This window comes from Bradyrhizobium sp. CCBAU 53340, from assembly GCF_015291645.1.
Lineage (GTDB): Bacteria > Pseudomonadota > Alphaproteobacteria > Rhizobiales > Xanthobacteraceae > Bradyrhizobium.
The window spans coordinates 3,803,967-3,825,757 of sequence record NZ_CP030055.1; the positions used below are offsets into that span (position 1 = coordinate 3,803,967).

Below are 21,791 nucleotides of genomic sequence, written 5' to 3' on the forward strand. Positions count from 1 at the left end.
CTAGCCCCGCTCAAAAATTGTGTCGACCCTATTATCCCCGATTCTAAGATTTGATCTTGATTGACGGGGCGACGCTGCGTTTTGCGCGCCAGGGGCTCCTCCCGAGACTTGGACCACCAGACTTCGACCTTGCGGTCAGCGCCTGAGCAAGAGGGATGCTAGATCAACTTTTCTCGCTTGTCATCATTTTCGGCAACGATTGTTCAAAATTCGAGCAGTTCACGAAATGATCGGGCTTTTTGTTCTCTAAGTATATGATAAATATATGAAATATTTGGATGGGGAGGGCGGTTTGACTTGCCTCAATTGCTCGACACGTGGGTCATGCTGGTCTTTCCGAGGCACAATTGTCGATAAATTTGCGCGGGGCCAAGCTGGCGCTGGCATCGACCTCGACTCGAAGCTTGCTGCGGTGTTTAGTTAGTAGGCGAACGAATGGCTCGGCGGATGCGCGCACGGCTGCAAAAATTCTTACCCCTGGTCCTGCTGGCCCTGGCAATGCAGGTGCTGGCGCCGATCGCTGCCTGTTGGGCGGCCGGTCAGGCCGTTGCCGATCCGCTCCAAGTCGCCGTCATCTGTCACAGCGTCAGCGAGCAGGGCGGTCCGAACGACCAGGGCGTGCCCTCGACGCACGCCGGCACGTGTGCCCTGTGTTGCCTGACGCAGGCCAATGCGTCGTTCGATTCGCCGGCGCAGGCGACACTCTTCATTCCCTTCCGTCGTGCTGACCGCGTGGTGTGGCATGAGGCGGATGCACGCGTAGTCACCGCACATGGTGGCTCCAACGCCCAGGCCCGCGCGCCTCCGCATTTGACGTAAGCGTCGCGGCCGGACCGGCCGCTTGAACCTGTACGTCGCTTTGCTTTCTTGCGGAGACATCGCATGTCTATCAGTCGCACGCGTGCGGGCCTGTCGGGCCTCGCTATTGCGCTTTGCCCTCTTTACCCAAGTCTTGTTTCCAGAAGCTTTGCCCACGAGATTGTCGGCAACCGCTTTTTTCCGGCAACGCTCGGCATCGACGATCCCGGCGTCAACGACGAGCTCTCGCTTCCCACCTTCGACAGCTTCAAGACTGGCGACGCTCCGCCCGTTCGGCAGCGCGACGTGTCCGGCGAGTTCTCCAAGCGGATCACCGAGGATTTCGCGATCTCGTTTGGCTCGACCTACACCTTCCTCGGTCCGATTGACTCGACGGTTCCCGGGGCCAACGGGTTCCAGAATCTGGAGACCACATTCAAGTATCGGGTGTTCAAGGACCCCGTGCATGAATTCGTGATGTCGGTGGGCCTGAGCGTGGAATGGGGCGGCACCGGCGCGCAAAGCGTGGGAGCGGATCCGTTCAATACCTACACGCCTACGGTCTATTTCGGCAAAGGCTTTGGCGACCTTCCTGACACGCTCTCCTGGCTTCGGCCGGCAGCGATCACAGGCCAGGTTGGCTACGCCATCCCGGGTCGGAATTTCACCACCACCTTCGGGATCGATGCGGATACGGGATTGAGCACTGCCGACACCGAATTCCATCCGCGCGTGCTGAACTGGGGCGGCACTATCCAGTACAGCATGCCCTATCTGAAATCAGCGGTCGTCGATCTTGGTCTGCCGGATTTCATCAATCACCTGGTTCCGCTTGTGGAAGCCACGCTGCAGACTCCGGTGGCGAACACGCTTACTTCCGGCACGATGACGACCGGCACGATCAATCCGGGCGTCATCTGGGTCGGCAACAAGTTTCAGATCGCTGCGGAGGCGCTGATCCCGATCAACCGGCAAAGCGGAACCAATGTCGGCTTCATCGCTCAATTACATCTGTATCTGGACGACATCGATCCGCGCGGCATCGGCAAGCCGATCTTCGGTGGGCCTGCCCAGCCTGCCAGCCAATTTACGAGGAATTGAGTTATGCGAGCGTCATCACTTTTTTCCATGATTCCGTTGTTGTTGCTGCTCGCCTCCGGTGAAGCTGTGGCTCATGCGACGCTTGACTATGCCGAGCCGCGGGTCGGCAACAAGGTTGCGAGCCTCCCCCACGCGGTGACGCTTACCTTCACGCAGAAGCTTGAGGCTGCATTCAGCTCGATCACTGTCACGGGGCCTAACGGGCAACGCGTGGACGCCGGTAAGGCGAGCGTCAACGGCAACCAGATATCTGTTCCACTGAAGCCGGGCGGCGCCGGCACCTACCACGTGAACTGGCACGTGCTGTCGGTGGATACGCATACGACCGACGGGAGCTTCACCTTCCAGGTCGGCCCTTGAAGGCGCAACTGCCGATGGATTGGTCAACGTCCGATGCGCCCCTGGTCGCGACCCGTGCCGTGCATTTCGCGACGACGGCGATGATGGCTGGAAATATCCTGTTTCAGGCTTCCATCGCCGAACCCGCTTCACGTGAGCTGGCAGGCGCGGCTGAGCGCGTGCGGACCCGTGCGTTGTGGATCTCGTGGGGTTGCCTTGCCATCGCTGTGATCTCGGGCGGGATTTGGCTGACACTTCAGGCGGTGTCGATGAGCGGCATGCCGCTCGACGAAGCGCTGAGCCCGGACGTGCTGTCTACCGTTGTCAACGAAACGCAGTTCGGCCAGGTCGCAGCCCTCAGGGCCTGCACTGCGGTTTGTTTGGCGATCTGCCTCATCTGCAATCGTGCGGCGATCGCGCGATGGCTTGGACTTGCGGCGTCGCTTGCATTTGCTGCAATGCTGGCCTGGACCGGACATGCCGGCTCGACCCTCGGTATCGTCGGCTACCTGCATCTTGCTGCGGATGCGCTACATATTCTGGCCGCTGCCGCCTGGATCGGTGGCCTGGTGCCGCTGATTCTCTTCCTCGCCGCCGCCCGCTATAGTAGCTCGCCGTCGGCGGCCCGCGATGCTGTCGGGCGATTTTCGACGATGGGCATCATCAGCGTGGCAACTCTCATACTGACTGGCGTGGCCAACACGGTGATCCTGGTCGGCTCTGTGCGAGCGCTGATCGCCACAGAGTACGGCGAATTGTTGTTGGTTAAGCTCGTCGTGTTCGCCTTCATGCTGACATTCGCTGCTGTCAACCGGCTGTCACTGACCCCGCGGCTCGGCAAGTGCGGGGATGGTGCGCGCGCCTCTCTCATGCGCAACAGCACCATCGAGCTCGTTCTCGGCCTTGTCATTTTCGCTATAGTCGGGCTGCTCGGCACGCTGCATCCCGCCATCCACCTCGCGAACTGAAATCAACAAGAGGAGCACAAAGTGCACATCAATAAAGCTTCGTTCGGATCAATCGCAGGCGCCGTCCTGCTCGCTCTCGTCCTGCGTGCCCCCGCCAGCGCCGACGAGGTCAAGGCAGGAGATCTCGTCGTCACCCAGGCCTGGAGCCGGGCGACGCCTGGTGGCGCCAAGGTCGCCGGTGGCTTCCTGACGATCGAGAACAAGGGCACCGCGCCCGATAAGCTCGTCGCCGTGTCGGCCGAGATCGCCGGCAAGGCTGAGGTCCACGAGATGGCGATGGACAATGGCGTGATGAAAATGCGTCCGCTGGACAAGGGCCTCGTCATCGAGCCGGGCAAGACCGTGAAGCTCGCCCCCGGCGGCAATCATCTGATGCTCCAGGATCTGAAGGGCCCGCTCAAAGAGGGCGAGAAGGTGCCGGTTACGCTCGAGTTCGAGAAGGCCGGAAAGGTCTCCGTCTCGCTCGACGTCCAGGGCGTTGGCGCCCAGGCGCCCGGCGGTGGCGGGCATATGATGAAGAAGATGCCGGATCATTCGGGAATGAAGATGTGACCAGTGTGATCTAGTCTCGGGAGATCGAGCATGTCGAAGACAGTCTGGCCGATCCTGATGGCTGTGCTGGCTGGATCGCCGGCGGCGGCGCACGTTTATCTGGAAGGCAAGCAGGCTACGGTCGGCGCATCCTACAAGGCCGTATTCGCGGTGCCGCATGGCTGTTCGGGCTCGCCGACAGTCAAGATCCGTGTGCAGATCCCTGAAGGCGTCATCGCGGTGAAGCCGATGCCGAAGGCCGGCTGGAACGTCGATGTCGTCGAGGGGCAATATGCCAGCGCGTACGACTACCACGGTAATAAGCTGTCCTCGGGGGCGAAGGAGGTGGCGTGGTCCGGCGGCAAGCTGCCGGATCACAATTACGATGAGTTTGTCATCAGCGCCTTTCTCGCCGACAGCCTGAAGCCGGACACAACTCTGTATTTCCCGGTCGTCCAGGAATGCGAGAAGGGCGTCAGCCGCTGGATCGAAATCCCGACGGAAGGAGGCGGGCATTCGCATGAAGGCAAGTCGCCGGCGCCTGGCGTGAAGCTGCTGCCCAAACCGTAATGCGTCTTCTCGCAGCGCTCGCGACACTGCTGATGCTCGTCGGTCATTCGACCGGCGCGTCCGCGCATGCGGCGCTGATCTCAGTCGAGCCGGCGAGCGGCAGCATTCTTGCGAGCGCACCAAAGGCAGTCGAGTTGCGCTTCAACGAGACGGTGACCCCGGGCGCGATCCAGTTGATCGACGGCGCGGGCAGGGCGCGGGCCGATGCGCGTGTCACGACATCGGGCGAGGGGATCTCGGTGGCGATGCCGGCGGATCTGCCGCAGGGCACCTCAGTCCTGAGCTACCGGGTGATCTCACAGGACGGTCATCCCGTCGTGGGATCCGTGATCTTCTCGGTGGGCGCGCCGACGGCCACGCAGCCTGCGGCCAATGTAGATGGCCGGTTGAACGCGCTGATCTGGCTGTCGCGGATCGGCCTCTATCTTGGGCTTTTTGTGGGCGTCGGCGGTGTATTCTTTGGCCGCTGGATTGCGTGGTCGATGACAGGCATGAATGTGCCGCGCGGTGCGCTGCTCATCGGTCTCCCATGTGCTGTTGTCTCCATCGGCGTGCTGGGTCTTGATCTCCTTGGTTTGCCGCTTGCAGCCCTTGTAACGGCGGCCCCCTGGACAGTCGCATTCGCGACCAGCGCGGGGCCCGCCTTGCTCGTTGCCATCGCGGCGATGCTGCTCGCACTGATGGCGCTCGGCCGGGCGTGGTACGCGCGCGCTCTCGCGGCCATCGCGTTTGCCGGTGTCGGCCTGTCGCTCGCGATGACCGGGCACGCCGCCACCGCGCCGCCTGAGGTGCTGACACGGCCAGCGATCTTCCTTCATGGCCTCGCCGTCGCTTTCTGGATCGGCGCGCTGGCACCGCTTGCCGCGTTGCTGTCGAAGCCGACACCGGCGGTGCTGCCGCTTTTGAACCGCTTCTCGCGCATTGCCGTGCCGGTGGTCGCCGTGTTGGCGCTCACCGGCCTCACGGTGGCGATCATCCAGCTCGAAAAGCTGTCGGCGCTCCTCGAGACCGGCTACGGCCTGATCTTGTCGGTCAAACTGGCGCTGGTCTTGTCCCTTTTGGGCCTTGCCGCCCTCAATCGTTACAGACTGACACCGGCGCTAGCGAAAGATCGCGGGGCCGCGTCCGCGCTCAAACGTTCAATCCTGCTGGAGTGCGGGGCCGCGCTCGCCATCTTTGCCGTGGTCGCGGGCTGGCGCTTCACGCCGCCGCCGCGGACCATCGTGCCGGAGACGCCGCTGGCGATCCATATCCACACCGACAAGGCGATGTTCCAGGTGCTGGTGTCCCCGGGCAAGGCCGGTATGGACGATTTCGTGCTCCAGCTCATGACCGGCGAGGCGACGCCGTTGAAGGCCAAGGAGGCGACACTGACGCTGAGCCTGCCGGAGCGCGGCATTGAGCCGATGGAGCGGAACGCCGAGCTCGGGCCCGACGGCTATTGGCATGTGCGCAAGGTCGAGCTGCCGTTCGCCGGCCGCTGGCATGTTCGGATCGACGCGCTGGTGACCGATTTCGAGAAGGTCACCCTTGAGGACGACCTCGAGGTCGCACCACCTTAAGGCCGGCACGGCTCAAGTCGAACCTGAAGTCGACGGAAAAATGACAGGAATTCCGCCGCGTTAGCGGCTTTTCCTCATTCCCGGTCTTGTGTTTTCGCTCCCAATCCGGTTTCACTGCAACCCCTCACTGATTCCCAGAGTATTGCCATGCGGTTGTCGCGGTTTTTTCTGCCCATTCTGAAGGAAAATCCGAAAGAGGCGGAGATCGTCTCGCATCGGCTGATGCTCCGCGCCGGCATGATCCGGCAGGAGGCGGCCGGCATCTACGCCTGGCTGCCGCTTGGCTTCCGGGTCCTGAAGAAGATCGAGCAGATCGTGCGCGAGGAGCAGGACCGCTCCGGTGCGCTGGAACTGCTGATGCCGACGCTCCAGCTCGCCGACCTCTGGCGCGAGAGCGGGCGCTATGACGCCTATGGCCCGGAGATGCTGCGCATCGCCGACCGCCACAAGCGCGAGCTGCTGTACGGACCGACCAACGAGGAAATGATCACCGAGATTTTTCGCGCGTATGTGAAGTCCTACAAGAACCTGCCGCTGAATCTCTATCATATTCAATGGAAATTCCGCGACGAGCAGCGTCCGCGCTTCGGCGTGATGCGCGGCCGCGAGTTCCTGATGAAGGACGCTTATTCATTCGATCTCAACGAGGCCGCCGCACGCGTTGCCTACAACAAGATGTTCGTGGCCTATTTGCGCACCTTCGCGCGGATGGGGCTGAAGGCGATCCCGATGCGCGCCGAGACCGGCCCGATCGGCGGCGATCTCAGCCATGAATTCATCGTGCTGGCCGAGACCGGCGAATCCGGCGTGTTCATCAATCGCGACGTGCTGGACTTGCCGGTGCCGGGCGAGGACGTGGACTACGACGGCGATCTGACGCCGATCATCAAGCAATGGACTTCGGTCTATGCCGCCACGGAAGACGTTCATGACGCAGCTCGGTTCGAGCAGGAAGTGCCCGCCGACAAGCGCGTGAACACTCGCGGCATCGAAGTTGGCCAGATCTTCTATTTCGGCACGAAGTACTCCGAGCCGATGAAGGCGATGGTGGCGGGCCCTGACGGCGTCGACGTGCCGATCCACGGCGGATCCTATGGCGTCGGCGTCTCGCGCCTGCTCGGCGCCATCATCGAGGCCTGCCATGACGATGCCGGCATCAAATGGCCGGAGGCTGTCGCCCCGTTCCGTGTGGCGATCCTCAACCTCAAGCAGGGCGATGCAGCGGTCGATGGGGCCTGCGAGAAGCTCTATGCCGAGCTCACCGCCAAGGGCGTCGATGTGCTCTACGACGACACCGATCAGCGCGCCGGCGCCAAATTCGCCGCCGCCGACCTGATCGGCATTCCCTGGCAGATCATGATCGGGCCGAAGGGGCTGGCCGACGGCAAGGTCGAGATCAAGAAGCGCAGCGACGGCTCCCGCGAGACGATGTCGCCCGCGGACGCGGTTGCACGCCTGGTCGGTTGAATATTGTTCATCGCCCGAGATCGCGGCCGCCAATCCGGCCACAATTGACCCCGAATCATGGGATTATCGAGCGATGGATGAAACCATGACCGAAACTGTTCAAACCGCGCCTTTCGCGCCCTTCGAGTGGATGCTGTCGGCGCGCTATTTGCGGGCGCGCCGCAAGGAGGGATTCATCTCGGTCATTGCCGGGTTCTCGTTCCTCGGCATCATGCTCGGCGTCGCCACGCTGATCATCGTGATGGCTGTGATGAACGGCTTCCGCAAGGAACTGCTCGACAAGATCCTGGGGCTCAACGGCCATATCCTGGTCCAGCCGCTGGAATCGCCGCTGACCGACTGGAAGGACGTCGCCGACCGCATCAGCCAGGTCCAGGGCATCCGGCTGGCTGCCCCCGTCGTCGACGGCCAGGCGCTGGCGTCCTCGCCCTGGAATGCCTCGGGCGTGCTGGTACGCGGCATCCGTTCCGACGACCTCAACAACCTCACCTCCATCGCCAAGAACATCAAGCAGGGCTCGCTCGAGGGCTTTGACGACGGGCAGGGCGTTGCGATCGGCCGGCGGCTTGCCGACCAGCTGTCGCTGCACGCCGGCGACAGCGTGACCTTGGTGGCGCCGAAGGGCGCGGTCACCCCGATGGGCACGACGCCGCGCATCAAGCCGTACAAGATCGTGGCCGTGTTCGAGATCGGGATGTCGGAGTACGATCTCGGCTTCGTCTTCATGCCGCTGGCCGAGGCGCAGGCCTATTTCAACCGCAGCAGCGACGTCACCTCGATCGAGGTATTCACCACCAACCCCGACAGGATCGACGCCTTCCGCAAGGCCGTGACGGACGCGGCGGGGCGGCCGGTGTTCCTGGTCGACTGGCGCCAGCGCAACTCGACCTTCTTCAATGCACTCCAGGTCGAGCGCAACGTGATGTTCCTGATCCTGACCATGATCGTGCTGGTCGCGGCCCTCAACATCGTCTCCGGCCTGATCATGCTGGTGAAGGACAAGGGCAGCGACATCGCGATCCTCAGGACCATGGGAGCCTCGCAAGGCTCGATCATGCGGATCTTCCTGATCACCGGCGCCTCGATCGGCGTGGTCGGCACGCTGGTCGGCTTCTTCGTCGGTCTCGTGATCTGCCTCAACATCGAATCTATCAGGCAATTCCTGTCCTGGCTGACCTCGACCGAGCTGTTCTCGCCGGAGCTCTATTTCCTGTCGAAGCTGCCCGCCGAGATCGACGTCGGCGAGACCACGGCCGTCGTCATCATGGCGCTGACGCTGTCGTTCCTGGCGACGCTCTATCCGTCGTGGCGCGCCGCGCGCCTCGATCCTGTCGAAGCGCTGCGGTACGAGTGAGGGGCTGATGGAGCAGCAGCAGGGGGCTGAGGATGTACCGGTCATCTATCTCCACGAGATAAGGCGGCAGTACCTCCAGGGTGAAGCGGCGCTGACGATCCTCGACAACGCCAAGCTGGCGCTGTGGGCGGGCCAGTCGGTCGCGCTGGTCGCACCATCGGGTTCGGGCAAGTCGACGCTGCTGCACATCGCAGGCCTGCTCGAGGCGCCCGATTCCGGCGAGGTCTATGTCAACGGCGCGCCGACCTCGCAGCTGCCCGACATCGAGCGCACCCAGCTTCGCCGCACCGATATCGGCTTCGTCTACCAGTCGCACCGGCTGCTGCCGGAATTCTCGGCGCTGGAGAACGTGATGATGCCGCAGATGATCCGCGGCCTGAAGAAGTCCGAGAGCGTCAAGCGCGCCAAGGAGATCCTCGGCTATCTCGGCCTCGGCGACCGCATCACGCATCGGCCCGCGGAGCTGTCGGGCGGCGAGCAGCAGCGCGTCGCGATCGCGCGTGCGGTCGCCAATGCGCCCCGCGTGCTGCTGGCGGACGAGCCGACCGGCAATCTCGATCCGCACACCGCCGACCACGTGTTCCAGGCGCTGATGCAGCTGGTCAAGGCGACCAAGGTCTCGATGCTGATCGCGACCCACAACATGGAGCTGGCCGGCCGTATGGACCGGCGGGTGTCGCTGTCGAACGGCCAGGTCGTCGAGCTCGAATAACAAGGCGGCGAAAACAACCCCATGCACAGTAGACGGCCGCGGCCGGGGTGCCGCCAGACGGTCGTTTGACTTCATGGGCAAAATGGTCGCGATTGCGCAACGCCTCCGTAGGGTGGGCAAAGCGAAGCGTGCCCACCTCTGCTAGAGTGACGGATAGACGGTGGGCACAGCGCGCGAAGAGCGCGCCTTTGCCCACCCTACGCGGCTGGGACGACCTTAAAGAATTTGGGTTTGTGACCAAACGCGAAGTCGATGGCAGATTGAGTTGGATTCCTGTCCCCCGCAGCAAGCTCTAAGTCCGCGCTCGGCTCTTGCTTGCTTTTCGTCCAATTTCGCCTCTCTTGGATCCGAGGGAGGATCTAACATGGCAGACGACCTGAGGCAGATCAAAGAACGGATCGCTCAATGCAGGCAGCAAAACGCTGCTCTGATGAAAGACGTCGATTCGTACCTGCAAGACATTCCGGCGTGAGAGAATACAAACGAGCAGCCGCCGTGGCGCATCATAAAAGTGCGGCTGACGGAACCATCGCCGATCTCAATCCTTACGCCAACCGGCCAGATCGTCAACGAGTTGCGGTCCTGTTTGGATTCACTGGCGACCCGCCTCGCTCTTAGGAATGGCAAGAGCACATCGGGCGTATATTTCCCAATTTCCAAGGACGCCCGCGTCTTTGCTGCCGACGGCCTCCAAAAAATTAAGAAGCTTTCGCCCGCAGATCAGAAGATGATCACTGACCTCCAGCCACACGGCGACGCAAATCCGAGACTGTTTGGGTTTCACGACCTTGATCGCAATCGGAAACACGTCGAGCTCGGGGTTCAGGCGGCAGGTAACTCCGGCTTCGGCTTTGCGCAATGGAAGTGTGCAGATCATGATGGGGCAACCTGCCGGAACGTTGCAGCTAAATGAAGAGAAGGCTGGCATTGCTTTTGTTCCAAACGGTCCTTGTGAGTTCATGATTTACAATCGGCTCACGTTCAGCACGCCGTCTGAATTGGCCGGACTGCCGGTCAATGAGGGCATCGATTGGTTCGCCGGAGAAGTCGAACGGATCGTGACGCTCTTTGACTAGGGCTGGGCGCCTAGACAATGCCCGCCTATCTTGCGGTCGGACTAAGGCCTGGTATTATCCTAGTACTCCAAGACCCCCATCCACGGAACCACCCCATGGCCGATCCCCGCCGCGTCGAATTCGGCGACTTCCTCCGCTCACGCCGCGAGAAGCTATCGCCGAAGACCGTCGGTCTTCCCGCGGGACAAAGGCGGCGCACCGCGGGGCTGCGCCGCGAGGAGGTCGCCCAGCTCGCCGGCATCGGGGTCGACTGGTACATCCGGCTCGAGCAGGGGCGCACCGTCAGCCCGTCGGTCACGACCGTCGATGCGCTGGCGCGCGCGCTGCGGCTGAGCAAGACCGAGCATGCGCACCTCAAGGATCTTGCGCGCGACGGCGCGAGGGGTGCGTTCAGCCGCGAGGTGGTGCCGCCAGCCATTCAGCGCCTGGTCGAGAGCCTGCCGCACCCCGCCTACATCACCGGGCGGCGCTGGGACGTGCTGGCCTGGAACGCAGCCGCCGAGGAGGTCTTCGCGTTCGGCCGCTTGCCGGAAGAGGATCGCAACACGCTGCTGTTGATGATGACCAACAAGAAGACGCGGAAATCCTACGGTGCGGGCTGGGCCGACGTCGCCAAGCGCATGGTCGCGATGTTCCGCGCCACCCACGACGTCTGGGCCGGCGATCCCGCCTTTGCCGAATTGCTGGCGCGCTTGCGCGAGGGCAGTCCCGAATTCGTCAAATGGTGGGGCGCGCACGAGGTGCACGGCACCTTGTCGGGCCGCAAGACCATGACCCATCCGACCAAGGGCGTGCTGCATTTCGAGCACGTCAGTTTTCAGGCCAACGACGATCCCGCGCTGAAGCTCGTGATCTATACGCCGGTGTGAGTACGACATCTAGCGCCGAACTCATTCTCCGAAGTCTTGTCGGCCGGAGAGCGCTTCCTTGCAGCGTGCCGCGAACGCCATCAGGTAGCCGCCAATCTCTTTGGCGAGATCGTCGCCGGGCTCGATGTCCTGCAGGCTCATGTTGATGGCATAGACCGGCAGACCCTCGACCACGATCGGCGTGGCGACGGCGAGCACGCCTGGCTGCCAGGAGGCGGCGCAATAGCCGTCGCGTCTGACGGCGCGAATTGATTTCTGGACATCGGCGACCAGCGCCTTGGTGGCGGCGGCACTGCGTCGCCTGAACTGCCCGATCAGCCTGTCGCGTTCGCCGTCCGGAATCCCTGCGAGATAGGCGCGGCCCAGCGAGGTTAGCTCCATCGGGACCTGTTGGCCCGCAACAATGCTGCGCAACGTCGGGCGTGGATTGTAGCGAATGGACTCCAGGTAGACCATCATCGCGCGGTCGGCGGTTGCGAGACCAACGTTGAGCTTGCGCCGCGTCGATTCAGCCCGCATCAATGGACCAAGGACCCTGAGCGCCGGCGAGCCCATGCGAACGGCGTGACCAAGGCTGAGAACCGCCGCCGCAAGCCGATAACTCCGTTCCGCCCTGATCTCGTCGAGCATGCCGAAGGCGACCAGCGTCTTGGTCAAACGGCTGACGGTGGAGCGGGGCAGTCCGGTCCGTTCGACGATCTCGCCGTTGCCGAGCGTGTCGACGCCGGGCCGGAAGGCGCGCAGGATTTCAATGCCTCTCTCGAGCGACCTGTTTCCGTTTGCGCCGCCGGAATACTGCTGTGCCAAGGCCATCTCAGCTCCTCAACCGAATTCCATTTAGTGGAAATGACCGATAGTCGCTTTTATGGCGGTCCGATATAGACGCAAGCAATAAATCAAAACCAAATCCCGTCGGGAGTACGAAACGCAATGTCCAGAGATCCCCTTTAGGTAACCCGTCCGGCGCGATCCGCTCCGCGGCTTCGACCCGCCGGACTGCGGTCTGGAACGAAACGTCGCTTATCCCTCAAGGCGCATGCGCGGCGAGACCCCCGGGTCGGCATCTGCCGACGCGGCCGAAGTGATGCGCCCATCCGAGATGAACGTCGGCGTTCGGCGCAAAACCGCAACAAGGCTTGTACATGACCAACCAACTCATCGAATTCTCCGTTGAATCCGGCGTTGCGACTATCGTCCTGGACAGGCCCGAGCGCCGCAATGCCATGAGCGACGAGATGCGCTCCGAATTCGTCGATGCGCTGCACAGCGTTGCGGGCGATAGGGCGATCAGGGCCCTGGTCCTGACCGGACGCGGCAGCGCGTTTTGTGCTGGCGGTGACATCAGCGGGATGAGGCGGCGCCTGGACGCACCGCAAGGGGAGGTCGCGTTCAACGGTTGGAGCAGGCAACAAGGCGTGCATCGCGCGCAAACTTTGCTGCTCAACCTTCCTAAGCCAACCATCGCGGCGGTGAACGGAGCCGCGGCTGGCCTCGGCGCCGATACAGCGCTCGCGTGCGATTTCCTGATCGGCTCCGAGCGCTCGAAATTCACCTGGTCCTACGTCAAGCGTGGATTGATCCCGGACGGCGGCGGTCTCTACTTTCTGCCGCGGAGGGTCGGTCTTGCCAAGGCGAAGGAACTGATCTTCACGGGGCGTATGGTCGAAGCCGAGGAGGCGCTTGCGCTCGGCATTCTCGATCGCAGGGTGGCTGCCGGCGAGTTGCTTCCGGCTGCACAAGCCTGGGCCGCGGAGCTCGCACGAGCTTCGCCGACGGCGCTGGCGCTGGGCAAGGGTATTCTCAACCAGACCTTCGAGCGATCGGCTCACGAAATCTTCGATCTCGGCAGTCAGGCGCAAGCGATCTGCTACACCAGCGCCGAGCACCGTGATGCGGTGGTGGCATTCCTGTCCAAATCCTCCGTGAAGGAATGACGTCATGAACGCCATCAGCCGCCTCATTCGACCGCGGAGCGTCGCCGTGATCGGCGCGTCGGCCGACCCGGGCAAGACGTCGGGGCGACCGGTGTCGTTCCTGCAAAAGCATGGCTTCAGCGGCGAGATATATCCCGTCAATCCGAAGGTTGAACGTATCGCCGGGCTCACATGCTATCCGGAGGTTGGTGCGCTCCCTGCCGTGCCCGATGTCGGCATCGTTCTGCTGGGCGCGGAACGCGCGCATCTTGCCGTGCGAGAGCTCTCCCAGCGCGGCACCGCTGCTGCGATCGTTCTTGCCAGCGGTTATACCGAAACCGGCGAAGAGGGGGCGTTGCGCCAGAGACAGCTCATCGAGTCTGCCGGCGCGATGCGGCTCCTCGGGCCCAATACCATCGGTCTGGTCAACCTGACCGACAACATCGTCCTCTCGGCCTCGGGCGCGCTGGCGATGGATCATTTCACCGCCGGCTCGATCGGCGTGGTGTCGCAAAGCGGAGGAATCCTCGGGGCGTTGCTCTCGCGCGCCGCCGCGCGCGGGATCGGACTGTCGAAGCTGGTGTCAACCAGCAATGAGGCCGATCTCGAGCTTTCCGACTTCATTGAATTTCTTGCGGCGGACGAGGCAACCCGGGTGATCGCCCTCTATGTCGAGACGATCCGTCATCCGATCCGCTTTCGCGAGGCTGTGCGCAAGGCGCGGCAGGCGGGCAAGCCAGTGGTGGCATTCAAGATCGGTCGCTCGGAAGCCGGCGCAAAGGCAGCCGTGTCGCACACCGGCGCTCTCGCCGGATCGGACCGGATGTACGACGCCCTGTTCAGGCAGCTCGGCGTGATCCGGGCGAAGACGTTCGAGGACCTGCTCGATATTCCGGCGGCTCTTGCCACCGGCAGGATGCTCACCGGCCGGCGCGTGGCGATACTCACTTCGACCGGCGGCGCCGGAACGATCGTCTCCGACAGCCTCGGCGTCGCCGGGTTCGAGACGCCCGCGCCCGACGGCAAGACCGCGGCCCAGCTCAGATCGCTGCAATCCGGGTCCCATGCCAATCTCGACCGCAATCCGGTTGACCTGACCTTGGCCGGGCTGCAACCGGACGTGCTGCGGGGCGCGATCCGCGTCCTGCTGGCTAGCCCGTCATATGATGCCCTGATCGTTATTGCGGGATCGTCGGCGGTTGGCTCCCCGGCGCTGCTCGCAGATGCCATCCGTGATTGCCTTCCGATGTCCGGCAAGCCGGTCATCGCCTATGTCAGTCCTCACGCGCCGAATGTCGGATCGGCTCTCACGGCGCAAGGTGTACCGGCCTACACATCGGCGGAAAGCTGTGCGTCCGCGCTCTCGGGCCTGCTCAAGGCAGCGGAGCCGTTGCAGAGCGACGACATAACGACCCCTGCAAACCATGTCGACGTCAGCGATTTCCCCGCAGGCTCGCTCGACGAGGCCGCTGCAAAGGCGCTGTTTGCCAGGTTCGGCATTCCCACGGTCGCAGAGCGGGTCGTCCAGGCGCCGGCCGAGGCGGAAGCGGCAGCGCGAGAGCTTGGCGGCAAGGTCGTGCTCAAGATCCTGTCCGGCGAGATCACGCACAAGAGCGATGTGGGCGGTGTGGCCCTCAATCTCACACCCGATACGATCGGTCGCCGGCTGGTGCGCATGGCTGAAGAAGTGGAAGCGGCGACCGGCCAGCGGCCCCGGCGGTTCCTCGTGCAGGAAATGGTCTCCGGTGGCGCCGAGTTGATTCTGGGGCTGCATCGCGATCCGCTTGGAACCGCAGTACTGCTCGGCATGGGCGGTGTCGCCGCGGAGCTGTTCCAGGATACGACCATGCGCCTCCTGCCCGCGCAGGGCCGACTGAGCCGCGAGGATGCGCGCTCGATGCTGCGCGAGCTGATGACCTGGCCGCTGCTGGACGGATTCAGAGGGCGACCGAAAGCCGACATCGAAGCGATCGTCTCGACCGTCGTGTCCTTCTCGGCGATGGCAGCAGAGCTCGGGGAGCGCCTGATCGAGGCCGAGATCAATCCTGTGTTCGTCTTGCCGGCCGGACAGGGCGTCCGGGCCGCGGACGGCGTTGCGGTGCTCGGAGCAGCCGGCGCGGTCTGAGCAGCCTCGGGCGCTCGCCGATGACCAAAAAAAGGGGAGGATGCGCATGTCGACATTGGTTCATGCCGGGGCCACGACGCCCGCGGTCAGCGTCAGGAAATTCCTGACCGTCCTGGTCGCTCTTGCGATCATGGCCGCTATCGTCATGGCGCCGGCTCCTGGCGGTCTTTCACTTGCCGGGCAGCGCGTGATTGCCGTGATGGTCTTCGTGGTGCTGATGTGGATCACCGAGGCGATTCCGTACGGCGTCAGCGCGGTTGCGCTTGTGCTTCTGCTGATACTCGCTCTCGGGTTTTCACCTGCCGCGAACGATGCGGGACCCATCCTTGGAACAGCGAAAGCCATACCGCTTGCGCTGAGTGGGTTTTCGAACGGCGGCTGGCTGTTCGTCGCGGCAGGGCTGGCCATGGCCGCAGCCATCACGAGTACTGGGCTCGAAAAGCGCGTTGCCTATCTGATCCTGAAGCTGGTCGGCGCGGAAACGCGTGCGATCATGCTCGGTATCATCCTGACCGCATTTGCACTCACGTTCTTCATTCCGTCGGTGATTGCGCGCGCGGCAACGCTTGTTCCGATCGTCATCGGGTTGACGGAGGCTTTTGGTCTGCCGCGCAGCAGCCAGATCGGCAAGGCCATGTTGCTGCTGGCGGGCATTCTGCCGTCTGTCACCGGAGTCGGTGTCCTCACCGGCGCGGCGCCCAATCCCGTGATGGTCAATTTTCTCACCAGCGCCGGCCAAACCCAGGTCAGTTATGTCGACTGGTTGGTCTACCTTTTCCCGTTCACGGTGGTGTTTTCCGGCGGGCTCTATGTCCTGGTGACCCGGCTTTTCAAATTTGAGTTCGCAGAATTGCCGGGAGGGAGCGACTACGTCTCCGCTCGGATCGCGGAATTGGGGCCGATGTCCAGCCTTGAAAAGCGGGCTTCGGCGATCATGGTGGTGACGATCCTGCTCTGGGCGACGGACAAGATGCATCACATCGAGGCGTCCGCCGTTTCGGTTTTCTGCGTGCTGCTCCTCGTTTTGCCAGGCGTAGGCGTTACCACCTGCAACGACCTCTACAAGCGGATCGACTGGAACTCGATCCTGTTGTTCGGCGCGGGCATCTCGATGGCAGAGATGCTGTCCAAGACCGGAGGGGCTGCCTGGTTGTCGAAAGTCGCATTCGTTGAGTCGGGGATGGGAGGGTTGTCGGTCACGGCGCTGGCGATCATGATCTTCGTCGTCGTGTTCTTCGTTCGCTTCTGCTTTACCAGCATCACGTCGTGTCTTACCGCGATCACGCCAGCGATTATCGGCTTTCTGGTATCTCTGCATGATCCGGCACTCCCGATTGTCGGTATCGTGCTCGGTGTCGCTCTGATCGCTCAGTGCCTCTCGATCATTCCCGTGACCTCGGCTCCGGCCATGATCGCCTATGGCGCCGGCGGCTTCACGACGCGGGACATGATGCGCCTGGGCCTGCCGCTCGCGGCCATCATGTACGGCTTGATCGTGCTGTTCATATTCACCTATTGGCCACTCGTCGGTCTTTGGACATGAACCAGTGTCCAACAGCTGCCGCTCTGAAGCTCGTAATCCAAACGCCGGTGTGAGGCCCCGCGAACCTTTTTGCGAAATGAGGAAGTTTCAGAGTAGGTTCGTCGGCACCATTAGCCATTGTTTGGAGCCTGCCTGTGACCATCGCCCTCAAGGGCATCATTCCCGTGATGCTGACGCCGTTCACCGAAGCGAACACGATCGACTATGCCGGCCTCGAACGGCTGATCGAATGGTATATCGCCGGCGGTGCCGACGCGTTGTTTGCGGTTGCCCAATCGAGCGAGATGCAGTTCCTGACGCTGGACGAGCGTGTCGCGCTGGCCCGTTTTGTCGCGAAGACCGCAGCCGGCCGGCTTCCGGTCATCGCCTCAGGCCATATCAGCGACTCTAGGGAGGACCAGCTCACCGAGCTCTCGTCCATCGCCAAGACGGGCGTCGACGGATTGGTGCTGGTGACCAATCGCCTTGCCTCCATCAATGCGACGGGGACTGCGTTCGCCGACAATCTGACCTGGCTGCTCGACCAGCTGCCCAGGGACATGACGCTCGGTCTCTATGAATGCCCGGCGCCGTTCCGCCGGCTCCTTTCCGATGATGAGCTGGCCTTTTGCGCCGACAGCGGGCGCTTTGCGATCCTCAAGGACGTCTCCTGTGATCTTCTGACCGTGCAGCGCCGGGTCAGGCTGACGAGGGGCTCGCCGCTCACCATCGTCAATGCCAATGCGGCGATCGCCTTCGATGCGATGAAGTCGGGGGCTCCCGGCTTCACCGGCGTGTTCACGAATTTCCACCCCGATCTCTACAAATGGCTGCTGACGCGCCACCACAAGCATCCGGCGCTAGCGAACGAGCTTTCGGTGTATCTAGCGCTTGCCGCGATGGCGGAGCCGATGGGCTATCCGAAACTGGCAAAGCTCTATCACCAGCGGCTCGGCACCTTTTCCTGCATCGAGAGCCGGGCGGTCGATTTCGACATCAGAGAGCGGTTCTGGGCGCTGGATGCGCTGATCGACAAGATCGTCGAGGGGCAGGAGTCGTTCCGCGCGAAGATCGCGGCGGCGCGCTGAGCGGGCGAGGCCGCTCAAGGCGACGGCGCAGCCGAAGGCGTTGCGTTGACCTTCTGCTCGGGCGCGGGCCAGGGGCTCTTTGGCGCGGGCGTCGTTGCTGGGCATGATGCCGCGAGCTGCGTCCACGCCGACGGCAGGCCGCTGGCGTCGATGTCGAACTTCGTCGTGTCCGCCGTTTCGTCCGGCTTGCGCGTGATCTCCCGGACGTGCAGGGAGCGGGACGCCATGATCGCCCTGAACGTGCCGAAATCGAGCGAGCCGCTCCACATTTCGTATTTGCCTGTCCGGACCGCAAATCCGCCGGCTTCCTCGCTGGGCGCGGCGTCCGCCGTCATCATGATCGAGCGTTTGCCAACCGCCGCCTCGTCGACCTCGGCTGCGAACATCAGCGGCACGCGATTTTTGTTGTCGCAGTACAGACGCCATTCCATCGTCCGGAAGGAGGGCGCGTTCTCGTTCTTCAGCGTTGCGAATTTGCTGAGATAGGGCCGCGTGGCTTTCTCCAGCCGCCACATCGTCTCGGCAAGGGGACGCGTGTCGACACCGAAGCGGTAGAGCTCGGCGCGCGTCAGCATGTGCAGGTTTTCGAACTTCACGGTGCGGATCAGGTCATCGAGCTCGCGGCTGGTCCCCATCGCCACGATATAGGCGGTTCGATCGTGATCGGCTGCGGCCGTCCGGCGCTGCTTGAGCTCGGCGATCAACGCCGGGGGTGGATTGCCGCGAATGGCGAGCACGAGCCTGGAATTATGCACCGCCAGTGCGGCGTCGGGCGCGACCTCGCGCGATGTCGCGCCGAGAAACACGTATGCGCAGGCCGAGTTGCACATCGCATGATAGGTGGTGAGCTCGGCGTCGATCTCGCCGCCCGCGTTCTTCGTCTTCAGGCAGGCCGCGTCCACCTGCGCGTCTGCGGCGCAGGCCGTCACCAGGGTCCGGCCGACCCGCGCGATCGACTTGCGGCCGCGGAGCAGCCGCCCGATGACATAGGACTGCTCGACATTGCCACCGGGCGAATACAAATAGATCGGACGCTGCGTGTCCTTGACGCCGGCGAGGAAGCGGCGAATGCGGGGCGCCGCATTGCCGTCGATCTCGCCCTCGATGGCGATCCATCGGTCACAACCCGGTCCGCAGGAGTCGGGTGCTCCCTTGGCAAGATAGATCGTCAGCGTGGAGGCAAATCCCGCTTTCTCGGCCGCTGTCTGCTCTGCACGCAATGCGCCAGGGATCGTCAGCGAGGTCACGAGGAGCAAGATGCGGGCGAGCATGAAATGAGCAGACCGGACGCGATGCAGGAGACGGCATGACGTTACAGGATGATCGCAGCAGGCACAACTTTTAGTGGCACGCTTGAGCGCCGCGAGGTTATTGTATCAACGGGCCGAGAGCATCTTCTCCATGGAGACGTTCGCGACTGATTCATCAGGCTTTGCCGACGGGCTCCGAATGCGTGAATTTGCGATTTTCGACGATTACGCCGGCCACAGCGCGTTGAGCGATCCCGGCGCTCATGCCGGTTTGATCAGCGACTTGCCGCTGGATATTCCGGCGTTGTGTCGCATTTTGCACGGCCTGCTGATCCACGAGGCATGGATCGAGCGGCAGGGGTTCGATCCGGCTACGTTTGCCGGGCAGAGCCGTGCCACGTTGCCGGTGTCCAAACGCCTGGATCAGCTTCTGGCGATCGACCCGAGACCGCTGGCGGTCGCTCGTCCAGGCGAGTCGAGAGCTCTGGCGACTTGCCGGGACTTTGCGTTGATGTTGTGCGCGGTTCTGCGCCAGCGCGGCGTGCCCGCCCGTGTCCGCTGCGGTTTCGGCACGTACTTCACCGGCCACCCCTATCACGATCACTGGGTGTGCGAATATTGGGCGCGAGGAGAGCAGCGGTGGGTTCTGGTCGACGCCGAGCTCGACGATGCGCACCGCACCCTTCTCGCGTTCGATTTCGAGCCCACCGACGTGCCGCGCACGGCGTTCATCACCGGCATCGAGGCGTGGCAACGCTGCCGATCCGGCGCCATGGATCCCGGGCAGCTCGGGCACGGAACGACGACCGGTCTGTTCTTTGCGCGCGTCAACCTTGCGCGCGATCTGCTCGCGCTGGCCAAGAACGAGACCTCGCCATGGGATACGTGGCGCGCCGCACGCGAGCCGCATCTTGGGCTGGACGCTTCAGCCCTGTCGCTCTGTGATGACCTTGCGCGCCTCGGCGAGGTGAGGGCCGTCGAGATCGCGCCGTCGTTGCGCGTTCCACCGTGGCAATGAGAGCGCAGGCGCGCGCTATCAGCCTTCGCCGTGATCGAGGCGCCGCGACCGGTGAGGAACTGCCGGCGCCTTCTGCGTGAAATACGGGTTCACGATGCAGCTCGCGGAGCGGCCAACGGCGAGAAACTTGCACTGGTCCAGCGAGCCGTAGCGGCAGTCGAGATAGCCGACGGGACCGTAGATCTGCATGCAGACCGGATAGTCCGGATCATAGGTCTGCGCATCTGCGGCTACGCCCATCAGCATCAGCAGCGTTCCGATCGCGATGCGGACAAATGTGGCGAAGGCGAGCGAGAATGTGGCGACAATGGGGAGAGGAAACGATGCGCGCATCTTCGATTCTCCAATCACACAATCGTGCGCGCGACGTTGTACCGCGCGCTCGCGATATAGAGCATGCAGCGGACATTGGAATCGCAGAAAACTCTTGTTTCAAAGGGTTTCCGCGCACGCGATACTAAACACTCGTTCATGAAATCGGGCCCTTTGGCGCGAACTGTTGCGTCGAGGTTACAGCAATTCCGGCGATCACTGCTAAGACGTCGCCTCGGCCCGGGGGCCTAACGACGAAACTGGAACGGGAATCAAATGAACAAGAATTTGTTGCTTGCTGCCGTGAGCCTCGTCGCGCTCAGCGCGACTGCGCCGGCGCTGGCTGCTGACCTCGCTGCGCGTCCTTACACCAAGGCGCCTGCGATGATCGCCACGGTCTATGACTGGAGCGGCTTCTACATCGGCATCAACGGCGGTGGCGCTTCGGCTCACACGACCTGGGATCAGCTTGCTCCGGTGGTTGGCGGTGAAGGCTCGCACAACGCGACCGGCGGCACGGTCGGTGGCCAGGTCGGCTATCGCTGGCAGTCCGGGCAGTGGGTGTTCGGCGTGGAAGGCCAGGGCAACTGGGCCGACTTCTCCGGCGACAACGTCAGCGGCCTCACCGGCTTCACCGATCGCTCCAAGATCGATTCGTTCGGTCTGATCACCGGTCAGATCGGCTACGCCTGGAACAACGTCCTGGTCTACGCCAAGGGCGGTGCGGCTGTGGTCGGCACCAAGAACGAGCTGCGTGCTGCCGGCGCGACCTTCGCTTCGGTCAGCGACACCCGTTGGGGCGGCACCATCGGTGCGGGCCTCGAGTTCGGCTTCGCTCCGAACTGGTCGGTTGGCGTCGAGTACAACCACATCTTCCTGTCGGACAAGGACATCACCTTCGCCGGCTTCCAGACCGACCGCGTCCGTCAGGACGTCGACATGGGTCTCGTCCGCCTGAACTACAAGTTCGGCGGCCCGATCATCGCCAAGTACTGAGAACAGCCCCTCTAATCAGAGCGGTCGTCGAAAGCCCCGGCCTTGCGCCGGGGCTTTTTTGTTATTTGAATTCAGTGAGTTAACCATTTCATTTTGAAGCGGCTGAGATCGCTTGACTCCCTGGAACGAAATGAGAACAATGTTCTGCATACGTTCTAGGGATGGAGCAAGCCATGTTCAGGATTTTCGTCGAAGAAGCCGCTGCACTGACCTCGATCGC

General features: G+C 63.0%; 22 protein-coding genes. 18 read left to right on the top strand and 4 right to left on the bottom strand.

All coding sequences use genetic code 11. From position 1 onward, the window contains the following. Positions 1-447 precede the first annotated feature (447 nt). The 10 genes from XH89_RS18070 (at position 448) to XH89_RS18115 (ending at position 9,402) form a co-directional block, all read left to right on the top strand. Positions 448-819 carry a DUF2946 domain-containing protein gene (locus XH89_RS18070; protein ID WP_194468276.1) on the top strand — a complete coding sequence of 124 codons (372 nt, stop codon included), beginning with the start codon at positions 448-450 and terminating at the stop codon, positions 817-819. Positions 820-882: 63 nt separating this feature from the next. After that, entirely contained in the window at positions 883-1,899 is a 1,017-nt protein-coding gene (locus XH89_RS18075) for a hypothetical protein (RefSeq protein ID WP_194468277.1), read from the top strand. 3 nt (positions 1,900-1,902) lie between these two features. Next, positions 1,903-2,259, top strand: a complete 357-nt coding sequence (locus XH89_RS18080) for a copper resistance CopC family protein (RefSeq protein WP_194468278.1) — start codon at positions 1,903-1,905, stop codon at positions 2,257-2,259. Further along, positions 2,256-3,206, top strand: a complete 951-nt coding sequence (copD, locus tag XH89_RS18085; RefSeq protein ID WP_246767864.1) for a copper homeostasis membrane protein CopD — start codon at positions 2,256-2,258, stop codon at positions 3,204-3,206. The genes XH89_RS18080 and copD overlap by 4 nt, the downstream gene beginning before the upstream one ends. A 27-nt stretch (positions 3,207-3,233) precedes the next feature. Further along, complete coding sequence (locus XH89_RS18090; RefSeq protein WP_194468530.1) at positions 3,234-3,758, top strand: copper chaperone PCu(A)C; 525 nt, start codon at positions 3,234-3,236, stop codon at positions 3,756-3,758. A gap of 30 nt (positions 3,759-3,788) precedes the next feature. After that, entirely contained in the window at positions 3,789-4,307 is a 519-nt protein-coding gene (locus XH89_RS18095) for a YcnI family protein (protein ID WP_194468279.1), read from the top strand. Beyond that, positions 4,307-5,869 (top strand): copper resistance CopC/CopD family protein, encoded by a 1,563-nt coding sequence (locus XH89_RS18100; RefSeq protein ID WP_194468280.1) that lies wholly within the window; start codon positions 4,307-4,309, stop codon positions 5,867-5,869. The genes XH89_RS18095 and XH89_RS18100 overlap by 1 nt, the downstream gene beginning before the upstream one ends. A gap of 147 nt (positions 5,870-6,016) precedes the next feature. Continuing rightward, positions 6,017-7,336, top strand: a complete 1,320-nt coding sequence (proS, locus tag XH89_RS18105; protein WP_194468281.1) for a proline--tRNA ligase — start codon at positions 6,017-6,019, stop codon at positions 7,334-7,336. Positions 7,337-7,409: 73 nt separating this feature from the next. After that, a complete protein-coding gene (locus XH89_RS18110; protein ID WP_188105183.1) occupies positions 7,410-8,690 on the top strand; it encodes a lipoprotein-releasing ABC transporter permease subunit in 1,281 nt (426 codons plus the stop codon). 7 nt (positions 8,691-8,697) lie between these two features. After that, positions 8,698-9,402, top strand: coding sequence for an ABC transporter ATP-binding protein (locus XH89_RS18115; RefSeq protein WP_194468282.1), 705 nt, complete (start codon positions 8,698-8,700; stop codon positions 9,400-9,402). A 592-nt stretch (positions 9,403-9,994) separates the two neighbouring features. Here XH89_RS18115 and XH89_RS18120 read toward each other — a convergent pair. Next, positions 9,995-10,279, bottom strand: coding sequence for a hypothetical protein (locus XH89_RS18120; protein ID WP_194468283.1), 285 nt, complete (start codon positions 10,277-10,279; stop codon positions 9,995-9,997). On the opposite strand from XH89_RS18120, the gene XH89_RS18125 reads away from it, so the two are divergent. Both XH89_RS18125 and XH89_RS18130 read left to right on the top strand, forming a co-directional pair. Beyond that, entirely contained in the window at positions 10,278-10,478 is a 201-nt protein-coding gene (locus tag XH89_RS18125; RefSeq protein WP_194468284.1) for a hypothetical protein, read from the top strand. The two genes, XH89_RS18120 and XH89_RS18125, sit on opposite strands and share 2 nt — an antisense overlap. A 95-nt stretch (positions 10,479-10,573) precedes the next feature. Beyond that, entirely contained in the window at positions 10,574-11,347 is a 774-nt protein-coding gene (locus XH89_RS18130; protein ID WP_194468285.1) for a helix-turn-helix transcriptional regulator, read from the top strand. A 21-nt stretch (positions 11,348-11,368) separates the two neighbouring features. On the opposite strand, the gene XH89_RS18135 is transcribed toward XH89_RS18130, so the two are convergent. Further along, positions 11,369-12,160, bottom strand: a complete 792-nt coding sequence (locus XH89_RS18135; RefSeq protein ID WP_194468286.1) for an IclR family transcriptional regulator — start codon at positions 12,158-12,160, stop codon at positions 11,369-11,371. 329 nt (positions 12,161-12,489) lie between these two features. Between XH89_RS18135 and XH89_RS18140 the strand changes: the two genes are divergently transcribed. From XH89_RS18140 to XH89_RS18155, 4 genes are all read left to right on the top strand, one after another. Next, on the top strand, positions 12,490-13,281 hold the full coding sequence (locus XH89_RS18140) for an enoyl-CoA hydratase/isomerase family protein (protein ID WP_194468287.1): 792 nt from the start codon (positions 12,490-12,492) through the stop codon (positions 13,279-13,281). Positions 13,282-13,285: 4 nt separating this feature from the next. After that, positions 13,286-15,385, top strand: coding sequence for an acetate--CoA ligase family protein (locus XH89_RS18145; protein WP_194468288.1), 2,100 nt, complete (start codon positions 13,286-13,288; stop codon positions 15,383-15,385). Continuing rightward, positions 15,354-16,928, top strand: a complete 1,575-nt coding sequence (locus tag XH89_RS18150; protein ID WP_246767865.1) for a DASS family sodium-coupled anion symporter — start codon at positions 15,354-15,356, stop codon at positions 16,926-16,928. Before XH89_RS18145 ends, XH89_RS18150 begins: the two co-directional genes overlap by 32 nt. Before the next feature lie 134 nt (positions 16,929-17,062). After that, on the top strand, positions 17,063-17,995 hold the full coding sequence (locus XH89_RS18155; RefSeq protein WP_194468289.1) for a dihydrodipicolinate synthase family protein: 933 nt from the start codon (positions 17,063-17,065) through the stop codon (positions 17,993-17,995). 14 nt (positions 17,996-18,009) lie between these two features. On the opposite strand, the gene XH89_RS18160 is transcribed toward XH89_RS18155, so the two are convergent. Continuing rightward, on the bottom strand, positions 18,010-19,266 hold the full coding sequence (locus XH89_RS18160; protein ID WP_194468290.1) for a hypothetical protein: 1,257 nt from the start codon (positions 19,264-19,266) through the stop codon (positions 18,010-18,012). Positions 19,267-19,396: 130 nt separating this feature from the next. Between XH89_RS18160 and XH89_RS18165 the strand changes: the two genes are divergently transcribed. Beyond that, positions 19,397-20,263, top strand: a complete 867-nt coding sequence (locus tag XH89_RS18165; protein WP_194468291.1) for a transglutaminase-like domain-containing protein — start codon at positions 19,397-19,399, stop codon at positions 20,261-20,263. Positions 20,264-20,281: 18 nt separating this feature from the next. Here the strand turns inward: XH89_RS18165 and XH89_RS18170 are convergent, their stop codons facing one another. Further along, positions 20,282-20,509, bottom strand: coding sequence for a DUF3551 domain-containing protein (locus XH89_RS18170; RefSeq protein ID WP_246767893.1), 228 nt, complete (start codon positions 20,507-20,509; stop codon positions 20,282-20,284). 342 nt (positions 20,510-20,851) lie between these two features. Here XH89_RS18170 and XH89_RS18175 point away from each other — a divergent pair, with 342 nt between their 5' ends. Continuing rightward, positions 20,852-21,571: an outer membrane protein gene (locus XH89_RS18175; RefSeq protein WP_194468293.1), complete on the top strand. Its 720-nt coding sequence runs from the start codon at positions 20,852-20,854 to the stop codon at positions 21,569-21,571. The last annotated feature ends 220 nt before the right edge of the window (positions 21,572-21,791 follow it).

Bases quoted from the DNA above. Each gene is read 5' to 3' on its own strand.
- XH89_RS18100 (WP_194468280.1), top strand. From the start codon at position 4,307: ATGCGTCTTCTCGCAGCGCTCGCGACACTGCTGATGCTCGTCGGTCAT.
- XH89_RS18140 (WP_194468287.1), top strand. From the start codon at position 12,490: ATGACCAACCAACTCATCGAATTCTCCGTTGAATCCGGCGTTGCGACT.
- XH89_RS18130 (WP_194468285.1), top strand. From the start codon at position 10,574: ATGGCCGATCCCCGCCGCGTCGAATTCGGCGACTTCCTCCGCTCACGC.
- XH89_RS18160 (WP_194468290.1), bottom strand. From the start codon at position 19,266: ATGCTCGCCCGCATCTTGCTCCTCGTGACCTCGCTGACGATCCCTGGC.
- XH89_RS18070 (WP_194468276.1), top strand. From the start codon at position 448: ATGCGCGCACGGCTGCAAAAATTCTTACCCCTGGTCCTGCTGGCCCTG.
- XH89_RS18175 (WP_194468293.1), top strand. From the start codon at position 20,852: ATGAACAAGAATTTGTTGCTTGCTGCCGTGAGCCTCGTCGCGCTCAGC.
- XH89_RS18110 (WP_188105183.1), top strand. From the start codon at position 7,410: ATGGATGAAACCATGACCGAAACTGTTCAAACCGCGCCTTTCGCGCCC.
- XH89_RS18115 (WP_194468282.1), top strand. From the start codon at position 8,698: ATGGAGCAGCAGCAGGGGGCTGAGGATGTACCGGTCATCTATCTCCAC.
- XH89_RS18165 (WP_194468291.1), top strand. From the start codon at position 19,397: ATGGAGACGTTCGCGACTGATTCATCAGGCTTTGCCGACGGGCTCCGA.
- XH89_RS18120 (WP_194468283.1), bottom strand. From the start codon at position 10,279: ATGATCTGCACACTTCCATTGCGCAAAGCCGAAGCCGGAGTTACCTGC.
- XH89_RS18075 (WP_194468277.1), top strand. From the start codon at position 883: ATGTCTATCAGTCGCACGCGTGCGGGCCTGTCGGGCCTCGCTATTGCG.
- XH89_RS18080 (WP_194468278.1), top strand. From the start codon at position 1,903: ATGCGAGCGTCATCACTTTTTTCCATGATTCCGTTGTTGTTGCTGCTC.
- XH89_RS18125 (WP_194468284.1), top strand. From the start codon at position 10,278: ATGATGGGGCAACCTGCCGGAACGTTGCAGCTAAATGAAGAGAAGGCT.
- XH89_RS18135 (WP_194468286.1), bottom strand. From the start codon at position 12,160: ATGGCCTTGGCACAGCAGTATTCCGGCGGCGCAAACGGAAACAGGTCG.
- XH89_RS18170 (WP_246767893.1), bottom strand. From the start codon at position 20,509: ATGCTGATGGGCGTAGCCGCAGATGCGCAGACCTATGATCCGGACTAT.
- XH89_RS18145 (WP_194468288.1), top strand. From the start codon at position 13,286: ATGAACGCCATCAGCCGCCTCATTCGACCGCGGAGCGTCGCCGTGATC.
- XH89_RS18095 (WP_194468279.1), top strand. From the start codon at position 3,789: ATGTCGAAGACAGTCTGGCCGATCCTGATGGCTGTGCTGGCTGGATCG.
- proS (WP_194468281.1), top strand. From the start codon at position 6,017: ATGCGGTTGTCGCGGTTTTTTCTGCCCATTCTGAAGGAAAATCCGAAA.